This window comes from Mesorhizobium sp. P2_E7 (assembly GCF_056403855.1).
In genome coordinates, this window is record NZ_JBFUER010000005.1 from 37,399 (window position 1) to 52,948 (window position 15,550).

The 15,550-nt window shown below is 62.9% G+C and carries 14 protein-coding genes; 6 read left to right on the plus strand and 8 right to left on the minus strand.

The features are described from left to right. Positions 1–5: 5 nt before the first annotated feature. The 3 genes from AC1DYC_RS23195 to AC1DYC_RS23205 form a co-directional block, all read right to left on the minus strand. Positions 6–623 (minus strand): DedA family protein, encoded by a 618-nt coding sequence (locus tag AC1DYC_RS23195; RefSeq protein WP_477410142.1) that lies wholly within the window; start codon positions 621–623, stop codon positions 6–8. Further along, positions 620–1,219 carry a class I SAM-dependent methyltransferase gene (locus tag AC1DYC_RS23200; RefSeq protein ID WP_477410143.1) on the minus strand — a complete coding sequence of 200 codons (600 nt, stop codon included), beginning with the start codon at positions 1,217–1,219 and terminating at the stop codon, positions 620–622. Before AC1DYC_RS23200 ends, AC1DYC_RS23195 begins: the two co-directional genes overlap by 4 nt. A 154-nt stretch (positions 1,220–1,373) precedes the next feature. Further along, the gene (locus AC1DYC_RS23205) at positions 1,374–2,138 is read right to left on the minus strand and encodes a DeoR/GlpR family DNA-binding transcription regulator (protein WP_477410144.1); all 765 of its coding nucleotides are present in this window, start codon (positions 2,136–2,138) and stop codon (positions 1,374–1,376) included. A gap of 422 nt (positions 2,139–2,560) precedes the next feature. Between AC1DYC_RS23205 and AC1DYC_RS23210 the strand changes: the two genes are divergently transcribed. Further along, positions 2,561–3,445, plus strand: coding sequence for a phosphotransferase (locus AC1DYC_RS23210; protein WP_477410145.1), 885 nt, complete (start codon positions 2,561–2,563; stop codon positions 3,443–3,445). After that, positions 3,442–5,895, plus strand: a complete 2,454-nt coding sequence (locus tag AC1DYC_RS23215; protein WP_477410146.1) for a GcvT family protein — start codon at positions 3,442–3,444, stop codon at positions 5,893–5,895. Before AC1DYC_RS23210 ends, AC1DYC_RS23215 begins: the two co-directional genes overlap by 4 nt. A gap of 12 nt (positions 5,896–5,907) precedes the next feature. On the opposite strand, the gene AC1DYC_RS23220 is transcribed toward AC1DYC_RS23215, so the two are convergent. Then, the gene (locus AC1DYC_RS23220) at positions 5,908–6,540 is read right to left on the minus strand and encodes a class I SAM-dependent DNA methyltransferase (protein ID WP_477410147.1); all 633 of its coding nucleotides are present in this window, start codon (positions 6,538–6,540) and stop codon (positions 5,908–5,910) included. Between the two features lie 107 nt (positions 6,541–6,647). Between AC1DYC_RS23220 and AC1DYC_RS23225 the strand changes: the two genes are divergently transcribed. Further along, positions 6,648–7,550 (plus strand): phosphotransferase, encoded by a 903-nt coding sequence (locus AC1DYC_RS23225; RefSeq protein ID WP_477410148.1) that lies wholly within the window; start codon positions 6,648–6,650, stop codon positions 7,548–7,550. Positions 7,551–7,613: 63 nt separating this feature from the next. Here the strand turns inward: AC1DYC_RS23225 and AC1DYC_RS23230 are convergent, their stop codons facing one another. After that, positions 7,614–8,531 carry a DMT family transporter gene (locus AC1DYC_RS23230; RefSeq protein WP_477410149.1) on the minus strand — a complete coding sequence of 306 codons (918 nt, stop codon included), beginning with the start codon at positions 8,529–8,531 and terminating at the stop codon, positions 7,614–7,616. Between the two features lie 226 nt (positions 8,532–8,757). On the opposite strand from AC1DYC_RS23230, the gene AC1DYC_RS23235 reads away from it, so the two are divergent. Continuing rightward, the gene (locus tag AC1DYC_RS23235; RefSeq protein WP_477410150.1) at positions 8,758–9,306 is read left to right on the plus strand and encodes a hypothetical protein; all 549 of its coding nucleotides are present in this window, start codon (positions 8,758–8,760) and stop codon (positions 9,304–9,306) included. A 45-nt stretch (positions 9,307–9,351) separates the two neighbouring features. Here AC1DYC_RS23235 and AC1DYC_RS23240 read toward each other — a convergent pair whose 3' ends face one another. Continuing rightward, on the minus strand, positions 9,352–9,606 hold the full coding sequence (locus AC1DYC_RS23240; protein WP_477410151.1) for a hypothetical protein: 255 nt from the start codon (positions 9,604–9,606) through the stop codon (positions 9,352–9,354). A gap of 110 nt (positions 9,607–9,716) precedes the next feature. After that, positions 9,717–11,012: an amidohydrolase family protein gene (locus AC1DYC_RS23245; protein WP_477410152.1), complete on the minus strand. Its 1,296-nt coding sequence runs from the start codon at positions 11,010–11,012 to the stop codon at positions 9,717–9,719. A 177-nt stretch (positions 11,013–11,189) separates the two neighbouring features. Between AC1DYC_RS23245 and AC1DYC_RS23250 the strand changes: the two genes are divergently transcribed. After that, on the plus strand, positions 11,190–12,947 hold the full coding sequence (locus AC1DYC_RS23250; RefSeq protein WP_477410153.1) for an ABC transporter ATP-binding protein: 1,758 nt from the start codon (positions 11,190–11,192) through the stop codon (positions 12,945–12,947). 163 nt (positions 12,948–13,110) lie between these two features. Here AC1DYC_RS23250 and ilvD read toward each other — a convergent pair whose 3' ends face one another. Continuing rightward, the gene (gene ilvD / locus AC1DYC_RS23255; RefSeq protein ID WP_477410154.1) at positions 13,111–14,955 is read right to left on the minus strand and encodes a dihydroxy-acid dehydratase; all 1,845 of its coding nucleotides are present in this window, start codon (positions 14,953–14,955) and stop codon (positions 13,111–13,113) included. Between the two features lie 199 nt (positions 14,956–15,154). On the opposite strand from ilvD, the gene AC1DYC_RS23260 reads away from it, so the two are divergent. Continuing rightward, a complete protein-coding gene (locus tag AC1DYC_RS23260; protein WP_477410155.1) occupies positions 15,155–15,499 on the plus strand; it encodes an ArsR/SmtB family transcription factor in 345 nt (114 codons plus the stop codon). Positions 15,500–15,550: the final 51 nt, after the last annotated feature.

Here is a 15,550-nt window from a genome sequence, read left to right on the forward strand (position 1 = left end):
CGCGCTCAGCCGAACAACAGCCTGATGCGCCGCCGCCACTCCGGACCATAACGCAAGGCAAGCATGAAGGTCGCTTCCAGCGCCACGACGATGACGATGATGCGAAAGCCGATGGCATAGGAATCCCGGCCGCTGCCGCGCATGAGATAACCGGTGACCAGAAAGCCCGTGTTCCAAAGCGTGGCACCGAGCAGCGTCGCCGCCGCGAAGGGCAAGGGCGGCAGACACAGCGCACCGGCGGCGATCGGCAGATAGTTGCGCACCGTCGGGATGAACTGCGCCAGCAAGGACACCCTGACATGATGGCGGCGATAGGCCTCGGCAAGCCTGCTGTAGGTCGCATAGCGCAGGCAGACATATTTGCCGAAACGCTCGACCAGCCTGTCGGCGCGATCGGGTCCAATCCGCCGTCCCACGGAATACCAGACAAGGCAGCCTGTGATGGCGGACAGCGTCGTCACCAGAAGCAGGATCGCCAGCCGCGATAGATCCGGCGCTGCCGTCATGCCGAGAAAGAGCAGCAGCACATGCGAAGGCGGCAACGGCAGGATCTTTTCGGTAAAGGCGAGGCAGGCGACGCCGAGCAGGCCGAGGCCAAGGATCGCCGACAGCGGATCGGTCATGAGAAGCGCCAGTCGTAGGTCTTGAGGTTCTTGATCCTGGACACCTTATACACCGTCGCCGGCGGGAAGTTGCGGAAGGTACGGCCAAGCCGGGTCGCTTCCAGGTCGAGCCTGTCGAGCAATGTCTGGCCGAAAGGGCAGCGGCCGCCCAATGTGTATTGATAGAGGGCCGCGCCCGGCCGCAGAGCGTCGAACACGCCTTCCAGTATAGCGAAAGCCTTGCGCGGTGACATCAACCGAAACGGCAAGCTGCTGATGGCGGCCCCCACCACCGGACCGTCGAACAGCGGCGGATGACGCAAACCGACCGCATCCATTTCGACGAGGCGCGCGGCGGGAAAGCGGCGCGTCAGCAGCGAGGCAAAGTCGGGGTCGGCCTCGATCAGGGTCAGATCCTGCTCCCTGACGCCGCGTTCCAGCAGCGCCCGCGTGAACGGGCCGGTGCCCGGTCCAAGTTCCGGCACCGGACCGGTCTCGGCACCGATCTCGCGCGTGATCAGAGCCGCGAGGCTGGAACTGGAGGACGTGACCGAGCCGATCCGGAGCGGCGCCAGCGTCCAGGCCATGAGGAAAGACAAGGCGTCGCTTGCAGGCATGGTGACCTCACTGCTGATACGGGCGATTCGCTTGGGCCCGCATTTCGATGAGGCGCTGTTTGCGGCGACCGGATTGCATGAACATTGCGAGGCGCAGGCTTGAGCGAAAGATTTGTCGGGAACCGCGCACCGGTGCTCGGAGGATCAGAATTCGCTAAGCGGCTGCGATGCTGAGGCGTGCACCAGCCTCTGCCAGGGCAGCAGCAATGTCGCGCGGCGGCGGCTGGTCTGTGGCGAGTTCGGAAAAGCCGTCGAAGCCGCAAACCTGAACCAGACCCTGGCGGCCGAATTTTGTGTGGTCGGTTATGACCAGCGAGCGCTGGCCGCGCGACAGCACCATGCGGGCGAACTCCGCTTCGTCCAGATCATAGTCCGCAAGGCCCGCGGCGGCATCGACAGCACCGATGGAGATCACAGCGTGGCTGACCGAGAAGCGGCTGACGAAGTCGATCGCCGAGGCGCCGAAGGCTGCACCGGAATCGCTGCGCAGTTCGCCCCCTGCCATATAGACCTTGTTGCCGTTGACGGTGGCCAGCGTGCGGGCGATGTCGGACGAGTTGGTGACCACCGTCAGCCGCCGGTGGCCGAGCAGTTCGCGGGCCAGGAACGAGGTTGTGGTGCCGGTATCCAGCATCACTGACTCGCCGTCGCGGATGGTGGCGGCGACCATGCGGGCAATCAGCCGCTTGGCATCGGCATTGTCGCGCATGCGCCGCTCGAACGGCGCTTCACCGGTCATCGACGGCAGGCCGATGGCGCCGTGCATCTTCAGTACCGAGCCGTTGCCGGTGAGCGGCTTGACATCACGGCGCACGGTTTCAAGCGAGACCCCCAGCCGGTCCGCCAGGCTGGCAATGGTGACGGTGCCCTCTTCCTTCAGGAGACGGAGGATCTCGCCATGCCGTTTCGAATGGATCATGTGGCTTCCTGAATTTTTACGATCTGCCCGGTTTTAGGGCAATACAGACGTTTTTAAAGGAATTGCAGGTGGTTTCGGGCAAAACACCCAAAAAAAGTCACAACATTTGATTGACACCCGGGCGGCACTGGCGTGACATTGATGGCGTGACAGGCTTCGGAACTGCCACGGGAGGGTGATGGCAGAGCCGCAATTCACGGACCGGACCGTCTGGCCAGACCGTCTAGGATTGATCTGGCACAAAGGTTTTTCAAATCCGCGGGGGCGGAGACCGGGTATCAAAACCTGGCCAAAGGGGCTCGTCGGTGCGGCGCTGGATAGAAATTCCGGCGAGCCGCACCGACGAGGTTTTTGTGTTTCCTCCGCCCTGATTGCGCTGTTCCCTCCGTCTTGTTGTGTCTCCGCCAAATCAGGGGTGCCCCGTGACTGCTGAAGATCGCATCCGGGCCTTGCCCTGCTGGAACGGCAGCGTCGACATTGCACCGCTACCGGGCGGCCTCAGCAACGCCAACTATCTGGTCAAGGACGCGGCCGGGCGGCACGTCGTGCGGTTCGGCCAGGATTATCCGTTCCACCACGTCTTTCGCGACCGCGAGGTGATGACATCGCGGGCTGCGCATGAAGCGGGCTTCGCGCCGGCGGTCCGATATTCCGAGCCCGGCATCATGGTCACCGAGTTTCTCGGCGCAAAAACCTATGTCGCCGCAGACGTGCGCGCCAATATCGGCCGCGTCGCCGCCCTTATGCGCGGGTTCCATCGCGAGATGCCCAATCACATCTCCGGCGCCGGCTTCATGTTCTGGGTCTTCCATGTCATCCGCGACTATGCGCGCACACTGAGCGAAGGCGGCAGCCGCAAGCGAGACGAGCTGCCACGGTTGCTGGCGCTGGCCGACGAGCTGGAGCGGGCGCAAAAACTGCTGCCGATCGTGTTCGGCCACAATGATCTTTTGCCGGCAAATATTCTTGACGACGGTGAGAGGCTGTGGCTGATCGACTTCGAATATGCCGGCTTCAACACCGCGATGTTCGATCTTGCCGGCGTTGCCTCCAATGCCGAGATGAGCGACGCCGAGTCCTTCGCCTTCCTCACCGCCTATTTCATGCGCGAGCCGGATGAGGCGATCCGCCGCTCGCACGCCGCCATGCAATGCGCGTCGCTGCTGCGCGAGGCGATGTGGAGCATGGTTTCCGAGCTTTATCTCGATGCGCCGGGCATCGATTACGTCGCTTACACCGCAGAGAATCTGACGCGGCTCGACGCGGCGCTCGACAATTACCGCACGAAATACGGGACACAGCCATGACCTTGCCCAACCATGCCGGCATCGTCGTCATCGGCGGTGGCATTATCGGCTGTTCGACAGCCTATCATCTGGCGCGCGACCACAAGGCCGATGTCGTGCTGCTGGAGCAGGGCAAGCTGACCTCCGGTTCGACCTGGCATGCGGCCGGGCTGGTCGGCCAGTTGCGCTCGTCGGCCTCGATCACCCGCGTGCTCAAATATTCGGTCGAGCTCTATAAGGGGCTGGAGGCCGAAACCGGGCTCGCCACCGGCTGGAAGATGACCGGGTGCCTCAGGCTTGCCACCAACGGCGACCGCTGGACCGAATACAAAAGACTGGCGACGACGGCAAAAAGCTTCGGCATGGACATGCAGTTGCTGTCGCCGGACGAGGTGAAAAGAATGTGGCCGCTGCTGGAAACCAGCGATCTCGTCGGCGCGAGTTGGCTGCCGACCGACGGCCAGGCCAGCCCCTCCGACATCACGCAGTCGCTGGCCAAGGGGGCGCGCATGCATGGCGCCAAACTGTTCGAGGACGTCCGCGTCAGCGGCTTCGACATGAAGGACGGGCGCATCACCGCGGTGAAGACCAACAAGGGCGACATCGCCTGCGACAAGGTAGTGAACTGCGCCGGGCAATGGGCGCGCCAGGTCGGCGCGATGGCCGGCATTTCCGTGCCGTTGCAGCCGGTCAAGCACCAATACATCATCACCGAAAAGATCGACGGGCTGGCGACCGACGCGCCGACCATCCGCGATCCCGACCGCCGCACCTATTTCAAGGAGGAGGTCGGCGGGCTGGTGATGGGCGGCTATGAGCCGAACCCGCAGGCCTGGGCGACCGGCCTGCCCGGCGGCGATGTCCCCGACGAGTGGGAGTTCCGGCTGTTCGACGACGACTACGATCATTTCGAACAGCATATGAGCCAGGCGATCGCGCGCGTGCCGGCGCTGGAGCGGGCCGGCGTCAAGCAGATGATCAACGGGCCCGAGAGCTTCACCCCGGATGGCAATTTCATCCTCGGCGTCGCGCCCGAATGCGCCAACATGTTCGTCGGCGCCGGCTTCAACGCCTTCGGCATTGCGTCGGGTGGCGGCGCCGGATGGGTGCTGGCGCAATGGGTGGTCGATGGCGAGGCGCCGCTCGACCTCTGGGTGGTCGACATCAGGCGCTTTTCCGGACTGCATCGCGACCGGCAATGGGTCAGCGACCGCACGCTGGAAGCCTATGGCAAGCACTACACGATCGGCTTCCCGCATGAGGAGTACGTCTCGGGCCGGCCGCGCATCGTCTCGCCACTCTATGACCGGTTGAAGCTTCACCGCGCCGTGTTCGGTTCGAAACTCGGCTGGGAGCGGCCGAACTGGTTTGCGGCCGAGGGCACCAAGCCTGAAGATATCTATTCGATGGGCCGGCAGAACTGGTTCTCAGCCGTCGGTGACGAGCACCGGCATGTGCGCGAAAAGGTCGGCATCTTCGACCAATCCTCCTTTGCCAAATACGAGATGACGGGCGCCGATGCCGCGAAGGCGCTGGACTGGATCTGCGCCAACGATGTCGCCAAGCCTGTGGGACGGTTGACCTACACGCAGCTTCTCAACACGCGCGGCGGCATCGAAGCCGACCTGACCGTGGCCAAGCTCGCCGAAGACAAATTCTACATCGTCACCGGCACCGGCTTCCGCACGCATGATCTGTCCTGGATCGGCGACCATGTCGGCGAGGACCTCGACGTGACGCTGAAAGATGTCACCGAGGAGTTCGGCACGCTGTCGCTGATGGGCCCGCGGGCCCGGGATGTGCTGGCAGCGGTCACCGAGGCAGATGTCTCGAATGCCGCCTTCCCATTCGGCCATGTGCGCGAGATCAAGATCGCCGGTCACACGGTAAGGGCGTTGCGCGTCACCTATGTCGGCGAGCTCGGCTGGGAACTGCATGTGCCGATCGCCGCCACCGGCGAAATCTTCGATGCGCTGATGGCTGCGGGCGCGAAACACGACATCCGTCCGATCGGCTACCGGGCCCTGGAATCGTTGCGGCTGGAGAAAGGCTATCGCGCCTGGGGTTCCGACATCACGCCCAACGATACGCCGCAGGAGGCAGGCCTCGGTTGGGCCGTGAAACTCAGGAAGAACACCGATTTCGTCGGCCGAAGGGCACTTGAAAAGATCAGCGGTGCCGACCTGAAGAAACGCTTTGCCGGCTTCACCGTCGACGATCCCGATATCGTGCTGGTCGGACGCGAGACTATTTTGCGCAATGGCGAACAGGTCGGCTACCTCACCAGCGGCGGCTATGGCTACACGGTGGCTAAGAACATCGGCTATGGCTATGTGCGCAACGCCGATGGCGTCAGCGACGACTTCCTCATCTCGGGCGACTATGAGCTGGTGGTGGCGATGGAGCGGACGCCGGCCAAGATCCATCTCGAGCCGATGTATGATCCGTCGATGAGCACGATCAAAGCTTAGACGAACCCTGGATCACCTCACGCGCAACACAAGGCCGCGACTGGGCACCGTGTCGGCTTCGCCGGGCATCGAGACATAGGGCACAGTCTCCTCGGCGCGAACGACCCTGCCCTCGGCCTCCAATGCTGCGATGCGTTCGGCAAAGCCGGCGTTCCACAGCGTGTTCTTGACCGTCAGCACGATGACGCCGTCCGGCCGGCAGATGCGGATCAGTTCGTCCAGCCCCTCGGCGCCGACATGGCCGGAGGTAAAGACGCCGGCCGAGATGATGCCGGCATAGGCATTGTCGGCAAAGGGCAGCGACCCACCAAGCGCCAGGCAATGCAGCGCCGAATAAACGCCCTTTGCCGCCGCCTTGGCCAGCATGCCCTGCGAAATATCGAGCGCCTCAACCTGGGGATAGCCGGTAATGGCCAGCCATTCGCCGATCAGCCCGGTGCCGGCGCCGGCATCGAGCAGCGGGGCAGCGCCACGCGGCAGATGGCGGGCAAGCAGGGCCAGGCAGATCGTCGGATGGCGGTAGCCGGCGGCCGACATGTCCGCATCGTAGGTTTCCGACCAGTTGTCATAGATCGCGGCCACGTCCTCGGGCCGTTGCGCCGCATAGGCGGCGCCGAGCCCGCCATGATCCTTGTTCCCCGCCATCGCTGTTTCTCCGCCAGCTCGCTGCTCACTGTCGATCGGATGATAGCCAAACGGCGAAAACTGTGGAACCGTTGTCGCAAGAAATAACACCGCCAGGGGCAACAGGCATGGGGACGGACGAGGCACGCGCAACACTTGCGGCGATTCCGGCACTGGCCGGCTATGGCGGACCGCTAGAGCGATTGGGCGGGATGACCAATCTCGTTTTCCGGGCCGGCGATATCTGCCTGCGCATCCCCGGCAAAGGCACCGAGGAGTACATCAACCGCGCCAACGAAGCCGTCGCCGCGAGCGAGGCAGCCAAAGCCGGCGTCAGTCCAGAAGTTCTGTATGTCGACCCCAAGACGGGCGTGATGGCGAGCCGCTTCGTTGCCGGCGCCGAGACGATGTCGCCGGAGAAGTTCAAGCTGCGCGCCGGCAGCCCGGCCCGCGCCGGCGAAGCCTTCCGCAAGCTGCATTCCTCCGGCGCGGTGTTTCCGTTCCACTTCGAACTGTTTGCGATGATCGACGACTATCTCAAGGTTTTATCGACCAAGGACGTGGCCTTGCCGCCCGGCTACCACGACGTTGTGCGCGAATCCGAGACGGTGCGGGCCGCGCTTGCCGCCCACCCTTTGCCGATTGCCGCATGCCATTGCGATCCGCTGTGCGAGAATTTTCTCGATACGGGCGAGCGGATGTGGATCGTCGACTGGGAATATTCGGGGATGAACGATCCGCTCTGGGATCTCGGCGACCTCTCGGTCGAAGGCAGGTTCGACACAGCGCAAGAGGAAGAGATGATGCGCGCCTATTTCGGCGGCGAGGCGAAACCGGCCGAGCGCGGCCGTATCGTCATCTACAAGGCAATGTGCGACCTGTTGTGGACGCTCTGGGGGTTGATCCAGCTTGCCAACAACAATCCGGTCGAGGATTTCCGCGCCTATGCCGACGGCCGTTTCGCCCGCTGCAAGGCGCTGATGGAGACACCGGAGTTTTCACGGCACCTGGCGGCTGTGCGAAAGGGTTAGAGCAATTCCAGGAAAAGTGCGAAGCGGTTTTCCGTCCGGAATTGCGTCAAAACAAGAAGATGGTCAGTTCACGCCTTTCGGCACGTTCTCCGGCGGCACCACTGTCTCGACCACCTTCTGGCGGTGGAAGATGAACAGGCCGGCGAGCACGACGATGGCCGAGCCGATCAGGATGCGCGGTCCCGGCACGTCGCCGAAGAAGGCCAGGCCGAAAATCACGGCCCATAGAAGCAGGGAGTAGTGCAGCGGCGCCAGCGTCGAGGCCGGCGCCAGCTTCAGCGCTCTTGTGATCATCAGATGGGCGCTGCAGGAGACGATGCCGAGCAGGAGCATGGCGCCGAAATCGAGCGCCGAGGGGGTCTTCCAGGCGCCGATGGTCATCACGGCGCCGACCAGTAGCGTGCCGATGGTCTGCCAGGTGACCAATGTGGTGTCGCTGGTGCCGCGCAGGCGGCGGCTGAGGATGATGGCGAAGGCGAAGGCAATGCTGCCGACCAGCGCGAATAGCGAGGACTGCGAGAACGCCGCCGAGGACGGCTTCAGTATGATCAGCACGCCGCAGAAACCGACCAGGATGGCTGCCCAGCGGCGCCAGCCGACCTTTTCGCCGAGCAGAAAATGCGACAGTGCGGCCACATAGATCGGCCCGGCCATGTAGAAACTCATCACATCGGCGAGCGGCAGGTAGACCACGGCGGCGTAGAACAGAGCGGTGTCGACCGTCGTCGCCAGAACGCGCAGAAGCTGGAGGACCGGTCGCTCCATCTGGAACAGTTTTGCGGTGCCCTGGTTGGCGATCATCGGGCCGAGCACGATGAAGGCGCCGATCGAGCGGATCAGCACCACCTGCCCCACCGAGAAGCTGGCAACCAGCCATTTGCCCATCGCGTCGTTCAGCGCGAACATGAAGTCGCCGGCCAGCATCAAGAGAATGCCGGCCAGAAGCACGTTCCTGATCGTAAGTTTCTCGGTGACTGCCATGACCGATATCAGTTCCCTTCGGCGATGGTGGGCGGGTAAGGCGGTTGGTACAGCTGCAGCGGCAGCGTGGCGAGCGGAATCAAACGACCCGACAGGACCAGCTCCGCGAATTCGACCGACCTGCGATTCATCGAATTCGAACACGCAAAGTTGGCATGTCTGAAAACGTCATGGTCTCGTTTGTGAAGAAATATGCTAACAGTGCGTTGCTATTTTGGGGGGATTAATGATGGAAGCCTACGCTGCAGTGGCCTCAGCAGTTCTATCTGCGCTGGCGATATTCGTTGCTTGGAGTCAGTTCAAAAAGGGCGAGTACAGGATCGACCATGTTACGACATGGAGCAATGACGTTATTGCAAACCTTCAAGAGGTCTATCTAGTTATTTCTACATCCACCGACATTATTAGCGAAAAACAAAAAAGAGAGCGATTGACTGAGTTGTGCTTTAATTCATCTATTTTGACCGAACAAGGAAGGATTTTCTTTAAGAATCAGATTCTTAACGAACACGGGGCCGCAAAGCCACCAGCCTACAGAGGTTACCGCCCAAAGATTCTAGACCCACTGGTGGTCGCGCATGAAATCTCCAAAGATTGGTTCAAATCTGACGCCCAGAGGCGAGATCGGCTGAGGCGACTCGCCTACGAGAACGTCAGGCAATTTGTTTCGTTAGCTCAAAAGGAAGTCGGGCGCAGTAAGACGACTTCGGCAGACACAGCCCAAGGAGGCCAGGGGGTTAATCTTGAGCGCCTATTAGCCGCGCTGCCGGACTGACGTAATATGGTACCACTAGTTCGGCTGTGTTGGCCTGACTTTGGACTATTTGGGCCGCGGCCGGATGATGATCGGGCGATAGATGATCGGCCTGTCCCAGGGATCGAAAGCAGAAACCCTTCGAAGTTCGGCGCGCCGATCGAGGTCGATGCGCTGCAGGCACTCGGCAAAGGCGTCGTTCTTCTTGGTGAAGCCATAGGACCGGCATTTCGCCTCATCGGCGGCACGGCGGTCTTCTACGGTCGTGCAGCCCGCGCAAACCGCCGCCAATCCCAGCGCCATCACTGTCTTTTGCCACATGCCATCCTCCTCAAACAAAAAGTGGAGGCCTATTGTAGACTTAATCATCGCCGGACGAAGCATGGAAACTTGATGCAGATGCAATGGCCTGTTGGGCCTGCCTGGCTTGCCTAGGACGCCGACGCACTTGCCGCGTTGTGCCGCCGGTTGACCTCGCGCGGCCGCCCGGCAATCGACAGCCGGGTCTCCTGCTTCGTGCGCTCGGCCACCACCTTGCCCCTGGCGACAACGTAGAGCCGTTCGGCGCGCAGCCTCAGGGCCTCAATCGGGTTACCGGCGTCGAGGATGACGAAGCTGGCCCGCTTGCCCACGGCAAGGCCGAGATGATCGAGGCCCATGATGGCGGCGTTGACATTGGTCACCATGTCGAAGCAGCGCGCCATGTCGGCCGGGCTCGACATCTGCGCGACGTGCAGCCCCATGAAGGCGACGTCGAGCATGTCGGCGGTGCCCAGCGAATACCAGGGGTCGAGCACACAATCTTGGCCCCAGCCGACACGGATGCCGAGCGCCAGCATCTCTTTCACCCGCGTCAGGCCGCGGCGCTTGGGAAACGTATCGTGGCGGCCCTGCAGCATGATGTTGATCAGCGGATTGGGGATGGCCGACACCCCGGCCTCGGCAATCAGCGGCAAGAGCTTGGAGACGTAGTAATTGTCCATGGAATGCATGGAGGTGAGATGCGACCCCACCACCTTGCCCTGCAGGCCAAGGCGCTGCGTCTCATAGGCAAGCTGCTCGATATGGCGCGACAGCGGATCGTCGGTCTCATCGCAATGCAGGTCGACCATCAGCCCGCGCTTCGCCGCGATTTCGCACAGTTCGGTCACCGAGCGCGTGCCGTCGGCCATGGTGCGTTCGAAATGCGGGATGCCGCCGACGATGTCGACGCCCATGTCGAGCGCGCGCAGCGTGTTCTGCCGCGCCGTCGGCGAGCGGTAGAAGCCGTCCTGCGGGAAGGCGACCAGTTGCAGGTCGATATAGGGCGCGACAATCTTCTTGACGTCGAGCAGCGCCTCGACCGCCAGCAGCCGGTCGTCGCAGACATCGACATGGGTGCGGATGGCAAGCAGGCCCATTGAGACCGCCCAGTCGCAATAGGCGAGCGCGCGCTCCCGCACCGCTTCATGCGTCAGCAGCGGCTTCAGCTCGCCCCACAACGAAATGCCCTCGAGCAGCGTGCCCGAGGCGTTAATGCGCGGAATGCCGTAGGACAGCGTGGCGTCCATATGGAAATGCGGATCGACGAAGGGCGGCGAGATCAAATTGCCGTAGGCATCGATCGCCGAGCCGGCGCTGACATGCAGTTCGGGCTCGATGGCAATGATCGTCTCGCCGACAATGCCGAGATCGGCGACGGTGCCGTCGGGCAGCGTTCCGCCGCGCACAACAAGGTCGAAATCCATCTGTCGTCATCTCCCTGCAGATCAATCGTCACAATCGTGGCGCAAAAGACACCGTGCCGCAGCGGTTTGTCGCCGCGACAGCGAAAGGTTCCATCCGACCACAACTCGCTCTATAAGCCGCCTTTCGCCCCCGTGGCGAATCCGAAATTCGTCTCAGTCAGGCATGGGATCGGCCATTTGTTTCGCTTCTTCCGTTCGACGGAAAACCAGCGCCTTATCGCAAGGCTACTCAGGGAATCCTTTCACCAGCACAAATTCGGCTATGGCGCCGCGATCCTGTCGATGCTCGTGGTGGCTGCCACCACAGCCGGCAGCGCCTGGATCCTGAGCGTAATCACCAATGAGTTCGTGATCTACAAGAGGGTCGAGCGCGTCAACTGGATTGCCTTGGCGGTCGCCGGGATCTTCATCGCCAAGGGTATCGCCAATTTCATCCAGGCCTATTTCATGAGCCGCGTTGGCAACGCCATCATCGCCGACCGGCAGCGCAAAATCTATGACCGCATCCTGGCGCAGGGCATCGAGTTTTACCACGCCACCTCGTCGTCCGACCTGATCACCCGCATGACCAACAATGCGCAGGCGGCACGCAACGTGCTCGACCAGATCGTCACATCCTATGTGCGTGATCTGGTGACCTTGATTGCCCTGTTGGCGGTCATGGTTTGGAAGCAGCCGGCGCTGTCCGTCATCTGCTTCGTCATCGGGCCGGTGGCGATCTACGGTGTCAACCGCATCCTGAAGCGCGTGCGTCAGATCTCCAAGCAGGAATTCCGCTCGCTCGGCCAGATCGTGCACGTGATGCAGGAAACGGCAATTGGCGTGCGCGTCGTCAAATCCTTCGGTCTCGAAGGGGCGATGCGCAAGCGTATGTACAAGGCCGTGTCGGACGTGGAGAGCCGCGCCAACAACATCGCCACGCTGGAGGCCGCCACCAGCCCGGTGATGGAAACGCTGGCCGGACTGGCGATCGCCGGGGCCGTCTTCATCAGCGGCTTCCTGGTGCTGCAGGGTGGCCAGATGCCGGGAAACATCATGGCCTTCATCGGGGCGCTGCTTTTGGCCTATGAGCCGGCAAAGCGTGTTGCGCGCGTACGCATCTCGCTCGAAAGCGGCATTGTCGGCGTGCGGATGATGTTTGAGCTCGCGGACCGGCCCTTGACGCTGGCCGAAAAGCCCGATGCCAAGCCGCTGCAGGCAGGGCCGGGCGAGATCCATTTCGACAATGTTACTTTCGCCTATCATCCAGACAGCCAGCCGGTGTTCCAGGGACTGGACCTGACGCTCGCGGCCGGCCGGATGACGGCGCTGGTCGGCCCTTCGGGCAGCGGCAAGTCGACCATCCTGAACCTGATCATGCGCATGTACGACCCGCAGGGCGGCAAAGTGCTGTTCGATGGCCAGGACATCTCCGACGCCACGCTCGCCTCGGTGAGGGAAAAGATCGCCTATGTCAGCCAGGACACGTTCCTGTTTGCCGGCACTATCATGCACAACATCCGGCTCGGACGCGAGGGCGCCACCGACGAGGAAGTAACGGCCGCCGCAAGGGCCGCCAATGCGCATGACTTCATCAGCGCCCAGGTGAAAGGCTACGACACGGATGTCGGCGAGAACGGCGCGCTGCTTTCAGGCGGCCAGCGCCAGCGCATCTCGATCGCCCGCGCCATGCTGCGCAATGCCGAGATTCTGCTGCTCGACGAGGCGACCAGCGCGCTCGACGCCGAGTCGGAAGCGCTGTTCCGCGACGCGCTGCAGCAGCTAACGGTCGGACGCACCACCATCGTCATCGCCCACCGCCTGTCGACCGTGCACCAGGCCGACACGATCGTGGTGCTGGAAGCCGGCAAGGTGGTTGAAAGCGGCGCGCATCACACGCTGCTCAACCAGGGCGGGCTGTATCAGAAGCTTTATGAATATCAGTTGATGCCGTAGCGCTCCTCCCTTCTCCCCTTGTGGGAGAAGGTGGATCGGCGCGCAGCGCCGAGACGGATGAGGGGTGTTCCAGGAAACACCGACGCCTCACTCCGCTGGAACACCCCTCATCCGTCGCCTGCGGCGACACCTTCTCCCACAAGGGGAGAAGGGAAGAACTGCGCTACTCCGGCACGTGCCGCACCGCGCCCTTGTCGGCGCTGGTGGCGAAGGCGGCGTAGGCGCGCAGGGCCGTCGTCACCTTGCGCTTGCGCTTTTCCTCGGGCTTCCAAGCCAAGGCGCCCTTGGCCTCCATCGCCGCACGCCGTGCGTCGAGTTCAGCATCGCTGACCGCCAGGCGGATGGTGCGGTTGGGGATGTCGATCTCGATCGTGTCGCCCTCCTGAACCAGTCCGATCATGCCGCCTTCCGCGGCCTCCGGCGAGGCATGGCCGATCGACAGGCCGGATGTGCCGCCGGAGAAGCGGCCGTCGGTGACCAGCGCGCAGGCCTTGCCCAGCCCCTTCGACTTCAGATAGCTCGTGGGATAGAGCATCTCCTGCATGCCGGGGCCGCCGCGCGGTCCTTCATAGCGGATGACGACGACGTCGCCGGCCTTGATTTCGTTGGACAGGATCGCCTTGACCGAAGCGTCCTGGCTTTCAAACACCCGTGCCGGGCCGGTGAACTTCAGGATCGATTCATCGACGCCCGCCGTCTTCACGATGCAGCCATCGAGCGCCAGATTGCCTTTCAGCACGGCAAGGCCACCATCCTTGGAGAACGGCGTCTCGGCCGAGCGGATGACGCCCTTTTCACGATCGAGATCGAGATCGTCCCAGCGACGGTCCTGGCTGAAGGCCACTTGCGTCGGCACGCCGCCGGGGGCGGCGAGGAAGAAATCGCGAACGTTCTGGCTCGTGGTGCGGGAAATGTCCCAATGGTCGAGCGCTTCGCCAAGGCTTGCCGTGTGCACCGTCGGCAGGTCGCGGTTGAGCAGCCCCGCATTGTCGAGCTGGCCCAGGATGGCCATGATGCCGCCGGCGCGGTGGACGTCTTCCATATGCACGTCCGACTTGGCCGGCGCCACCTTGCAGAGCACCGGCACCCGCCGCGACAGCCGGTCGATGTCTTCCATAGTGAAATCGACCTCGCCTTCATGGGCGGCAGCCAGGATGTGCAGCACGGTGTTGGTCGAGCCGCCCATGGCGATGTCGAGCGTCATGGCGTTCTCGAAGGCGCCCTTCGAGGCGATGCTGCGCGGCAGCGCGCTCTCATCATCCTGTTCGTAATAGCGCTGGGCGAGATCGACGATGAGATGGCCCGCCTCGACGAACAGCCGCTTGCGGTCGGCATGCGTGGCCAGCGTCGAGCCGTTGCCGGGCAGCGACAGGCCGAGGGCCTCGGTCAGGCAGTTCATCGAATTGGCGGTGAACATGCCGGAGCACGAACCGCAGGTCGGGCAGGCCGAGCGTTCGATGACCTTGACGTCCTCGTCGGAGATCTTGTCGTCGGCGGCGGCAACCATGGCGTCGACGAGGTCGAGCGCCTGCGTCTTGCCGGCAAGCACCACCTTGCCGGCTTCCATCGGGCCGCCGGAGACGAAGACGGTCGGGATGTTGAGACGCAACGAGGCCATCAGCATGCCAGGCGTGATCTTGTCGCAGTTGGAGATGCAGACCATGGCGTCGGCGCAATGCGCATTGACCATGTACTCGACGGAATCGGCGATCAGCTCGCGCGACGGCAGCGAATAGAGCATGCCGTCATGGCCCATGGCGATGCCGTCATCGACGGCGATGGTGTTGAACTCCTTGGCGACGCCGCCGGCCTTCTCGATCTCGCGCGCCACCAGTTGGCCGAGGTCCTTCAGATGCACATGGCCGGGCACGAACTGGGTGAAGGAGTTGACCACCGCGATGATCGGCTTGCCGAAATCCGAGTCCTTCATGCCGGTGGCGCGCCACAGGCCGCGTGCGCCGGCCATATTACGGCCATGGGTGGTGGTGCGGGAACGGTAGGCGGGCATGAACTTTCCTTAGGTGGCTGGCTTCGCCCAGTGCGGAGCGTGGCGGCGCTGAATTTGGATCGCAGGGTTTATAGACCGGCAAGTATGGTCTGGCCAGATTTTTGCAATGCGCCAGAACGCTAGGCGCAAGCGGGTTGACGAGCGTCACTCCGCTGTATATAGCCAAATGGGTATATACCTTATTGGCTATGGACGCGAAATGAACCAGCTCGACGCCACCTTTGCCGCGCTTGCCGATCCGACGCGGCGCGCCATCCTTGCCCGCCTCATCCAGGGGGAGGCCTCGGTGATGGAACTGGCCGAGCCGTTCGCGATGAGCCAGCCGTCGATCTCCAAGCATCTGAAAGTGCTGGAAGCCGCCGGGTTGATTTCGCGCGGCCGCGACGCACAGCGCCGGCCGTGCCGGCTGGAAGCGCGGCCACTGGCCGAAGCCAATGACTGGCTGGAACGCTACCGAAAGATCTGGGAAGCCAATTTTCAGCGCCTCGACGCGCTGCTGGGTGCCCTGCAGGCCGAGAAGAACCCCGACGCGGCGGACCAATAGCCGGAGGCGGGTGGGGCGAGCGCTCGAACGCTCGCCGAAAAGATCAGAAGC

Excerpts from the sequence above, each read along its gene's own strand:
- AC1DYC_RS23195 (WP_477410142.1), bottom strand. The coding sequence starts at position 623 with ATGACCGATCCGCTGTCGGCGATCCTTGGCCTCGGCCTGCTCGGCGTC.
- AC1DYC_RS23200 (WP_477410143.1), bottom strand. The coding sequence starts at position 1,219 with ATGCCTGCAAGCGACGCCTTGTCTTTCCTCATGGCCTGGACGCTGGCG.
- AC1DYC_RS23205 (WP_477410144.1), bottom strand. The coding sequence starts at position 2,138 with ATGATCCATTCGAAACGGCATGGCGAGATCCTCCGTCTCCTGAAGGAA.
- AC1DYC_RS23215 (WP_477410146.1), top strand. The coding sequence starts at position 3,442 with ATGACCTTGCCCAACCATGCCGGCATCGTCGTCATCGGCGGTGGCATT.
- AC1DYC_RS23220 (WP_477410147.1), bottom strand. The coding sequence starts at position 6,540 with ATGGCGGGGAACAAGGATCATGGCGGGCTCGGCGCCGCCTATGCGGCG.
- AC1DYC_RS23225 (WP_477410148.1), top strand. The coding sequence starts at position 6,648 with ATGGGGACGGACGAGGCACGCGCAACACTTGCGGCGATTCCGGCACTG.
- AC1DYC_RS23230 (WP_477410149.1), bottom strand. The coding sequence starts at position 8,531 with ATGGCAGTCACCGAGAAACTTACGATCAGGAACGTGCTTCTGGCCGGC.
- AC1DYC_RS23235 (WP_477410150.1), top strand. The coding sequence starts at position 8,758 with ATGATGGAAGCCTACGCTGCAGTGGCCTCAGCAGTTCTATCTGCGCTG.
- AC1DYC_RS23240 (WP_477410151.1), bottom strand. The coding sequence starts at position 9,606 with ATGTGGCAAAAGACAGTGATGGCGCTGGGATTGGCGGCGGTTTGCGCG.
- AC1DYC_RS23245 (WP_477410152.1), bottom strand. The coding sequence starts at position 11,012 with ATGGATTTCGACCTTGTTGTGCGCGGCGGAACGCTGCCCGACGGCACC.
- ilvD (WP_477410154.1), bottom strand. The coding sequence starts at position 14,955 with ATGCCCGCCTACCGTTCCCGCACCACCACCCATGGCCGTAATATGGCC.
- AC1DYC_RS23260 (WP_477410155.1), top strand. The coding sequence starts at position 15,155 with ATGAACCAGCTCGACGCCACCTTTGCCGCGCTTGCCGATCCGACGCGG.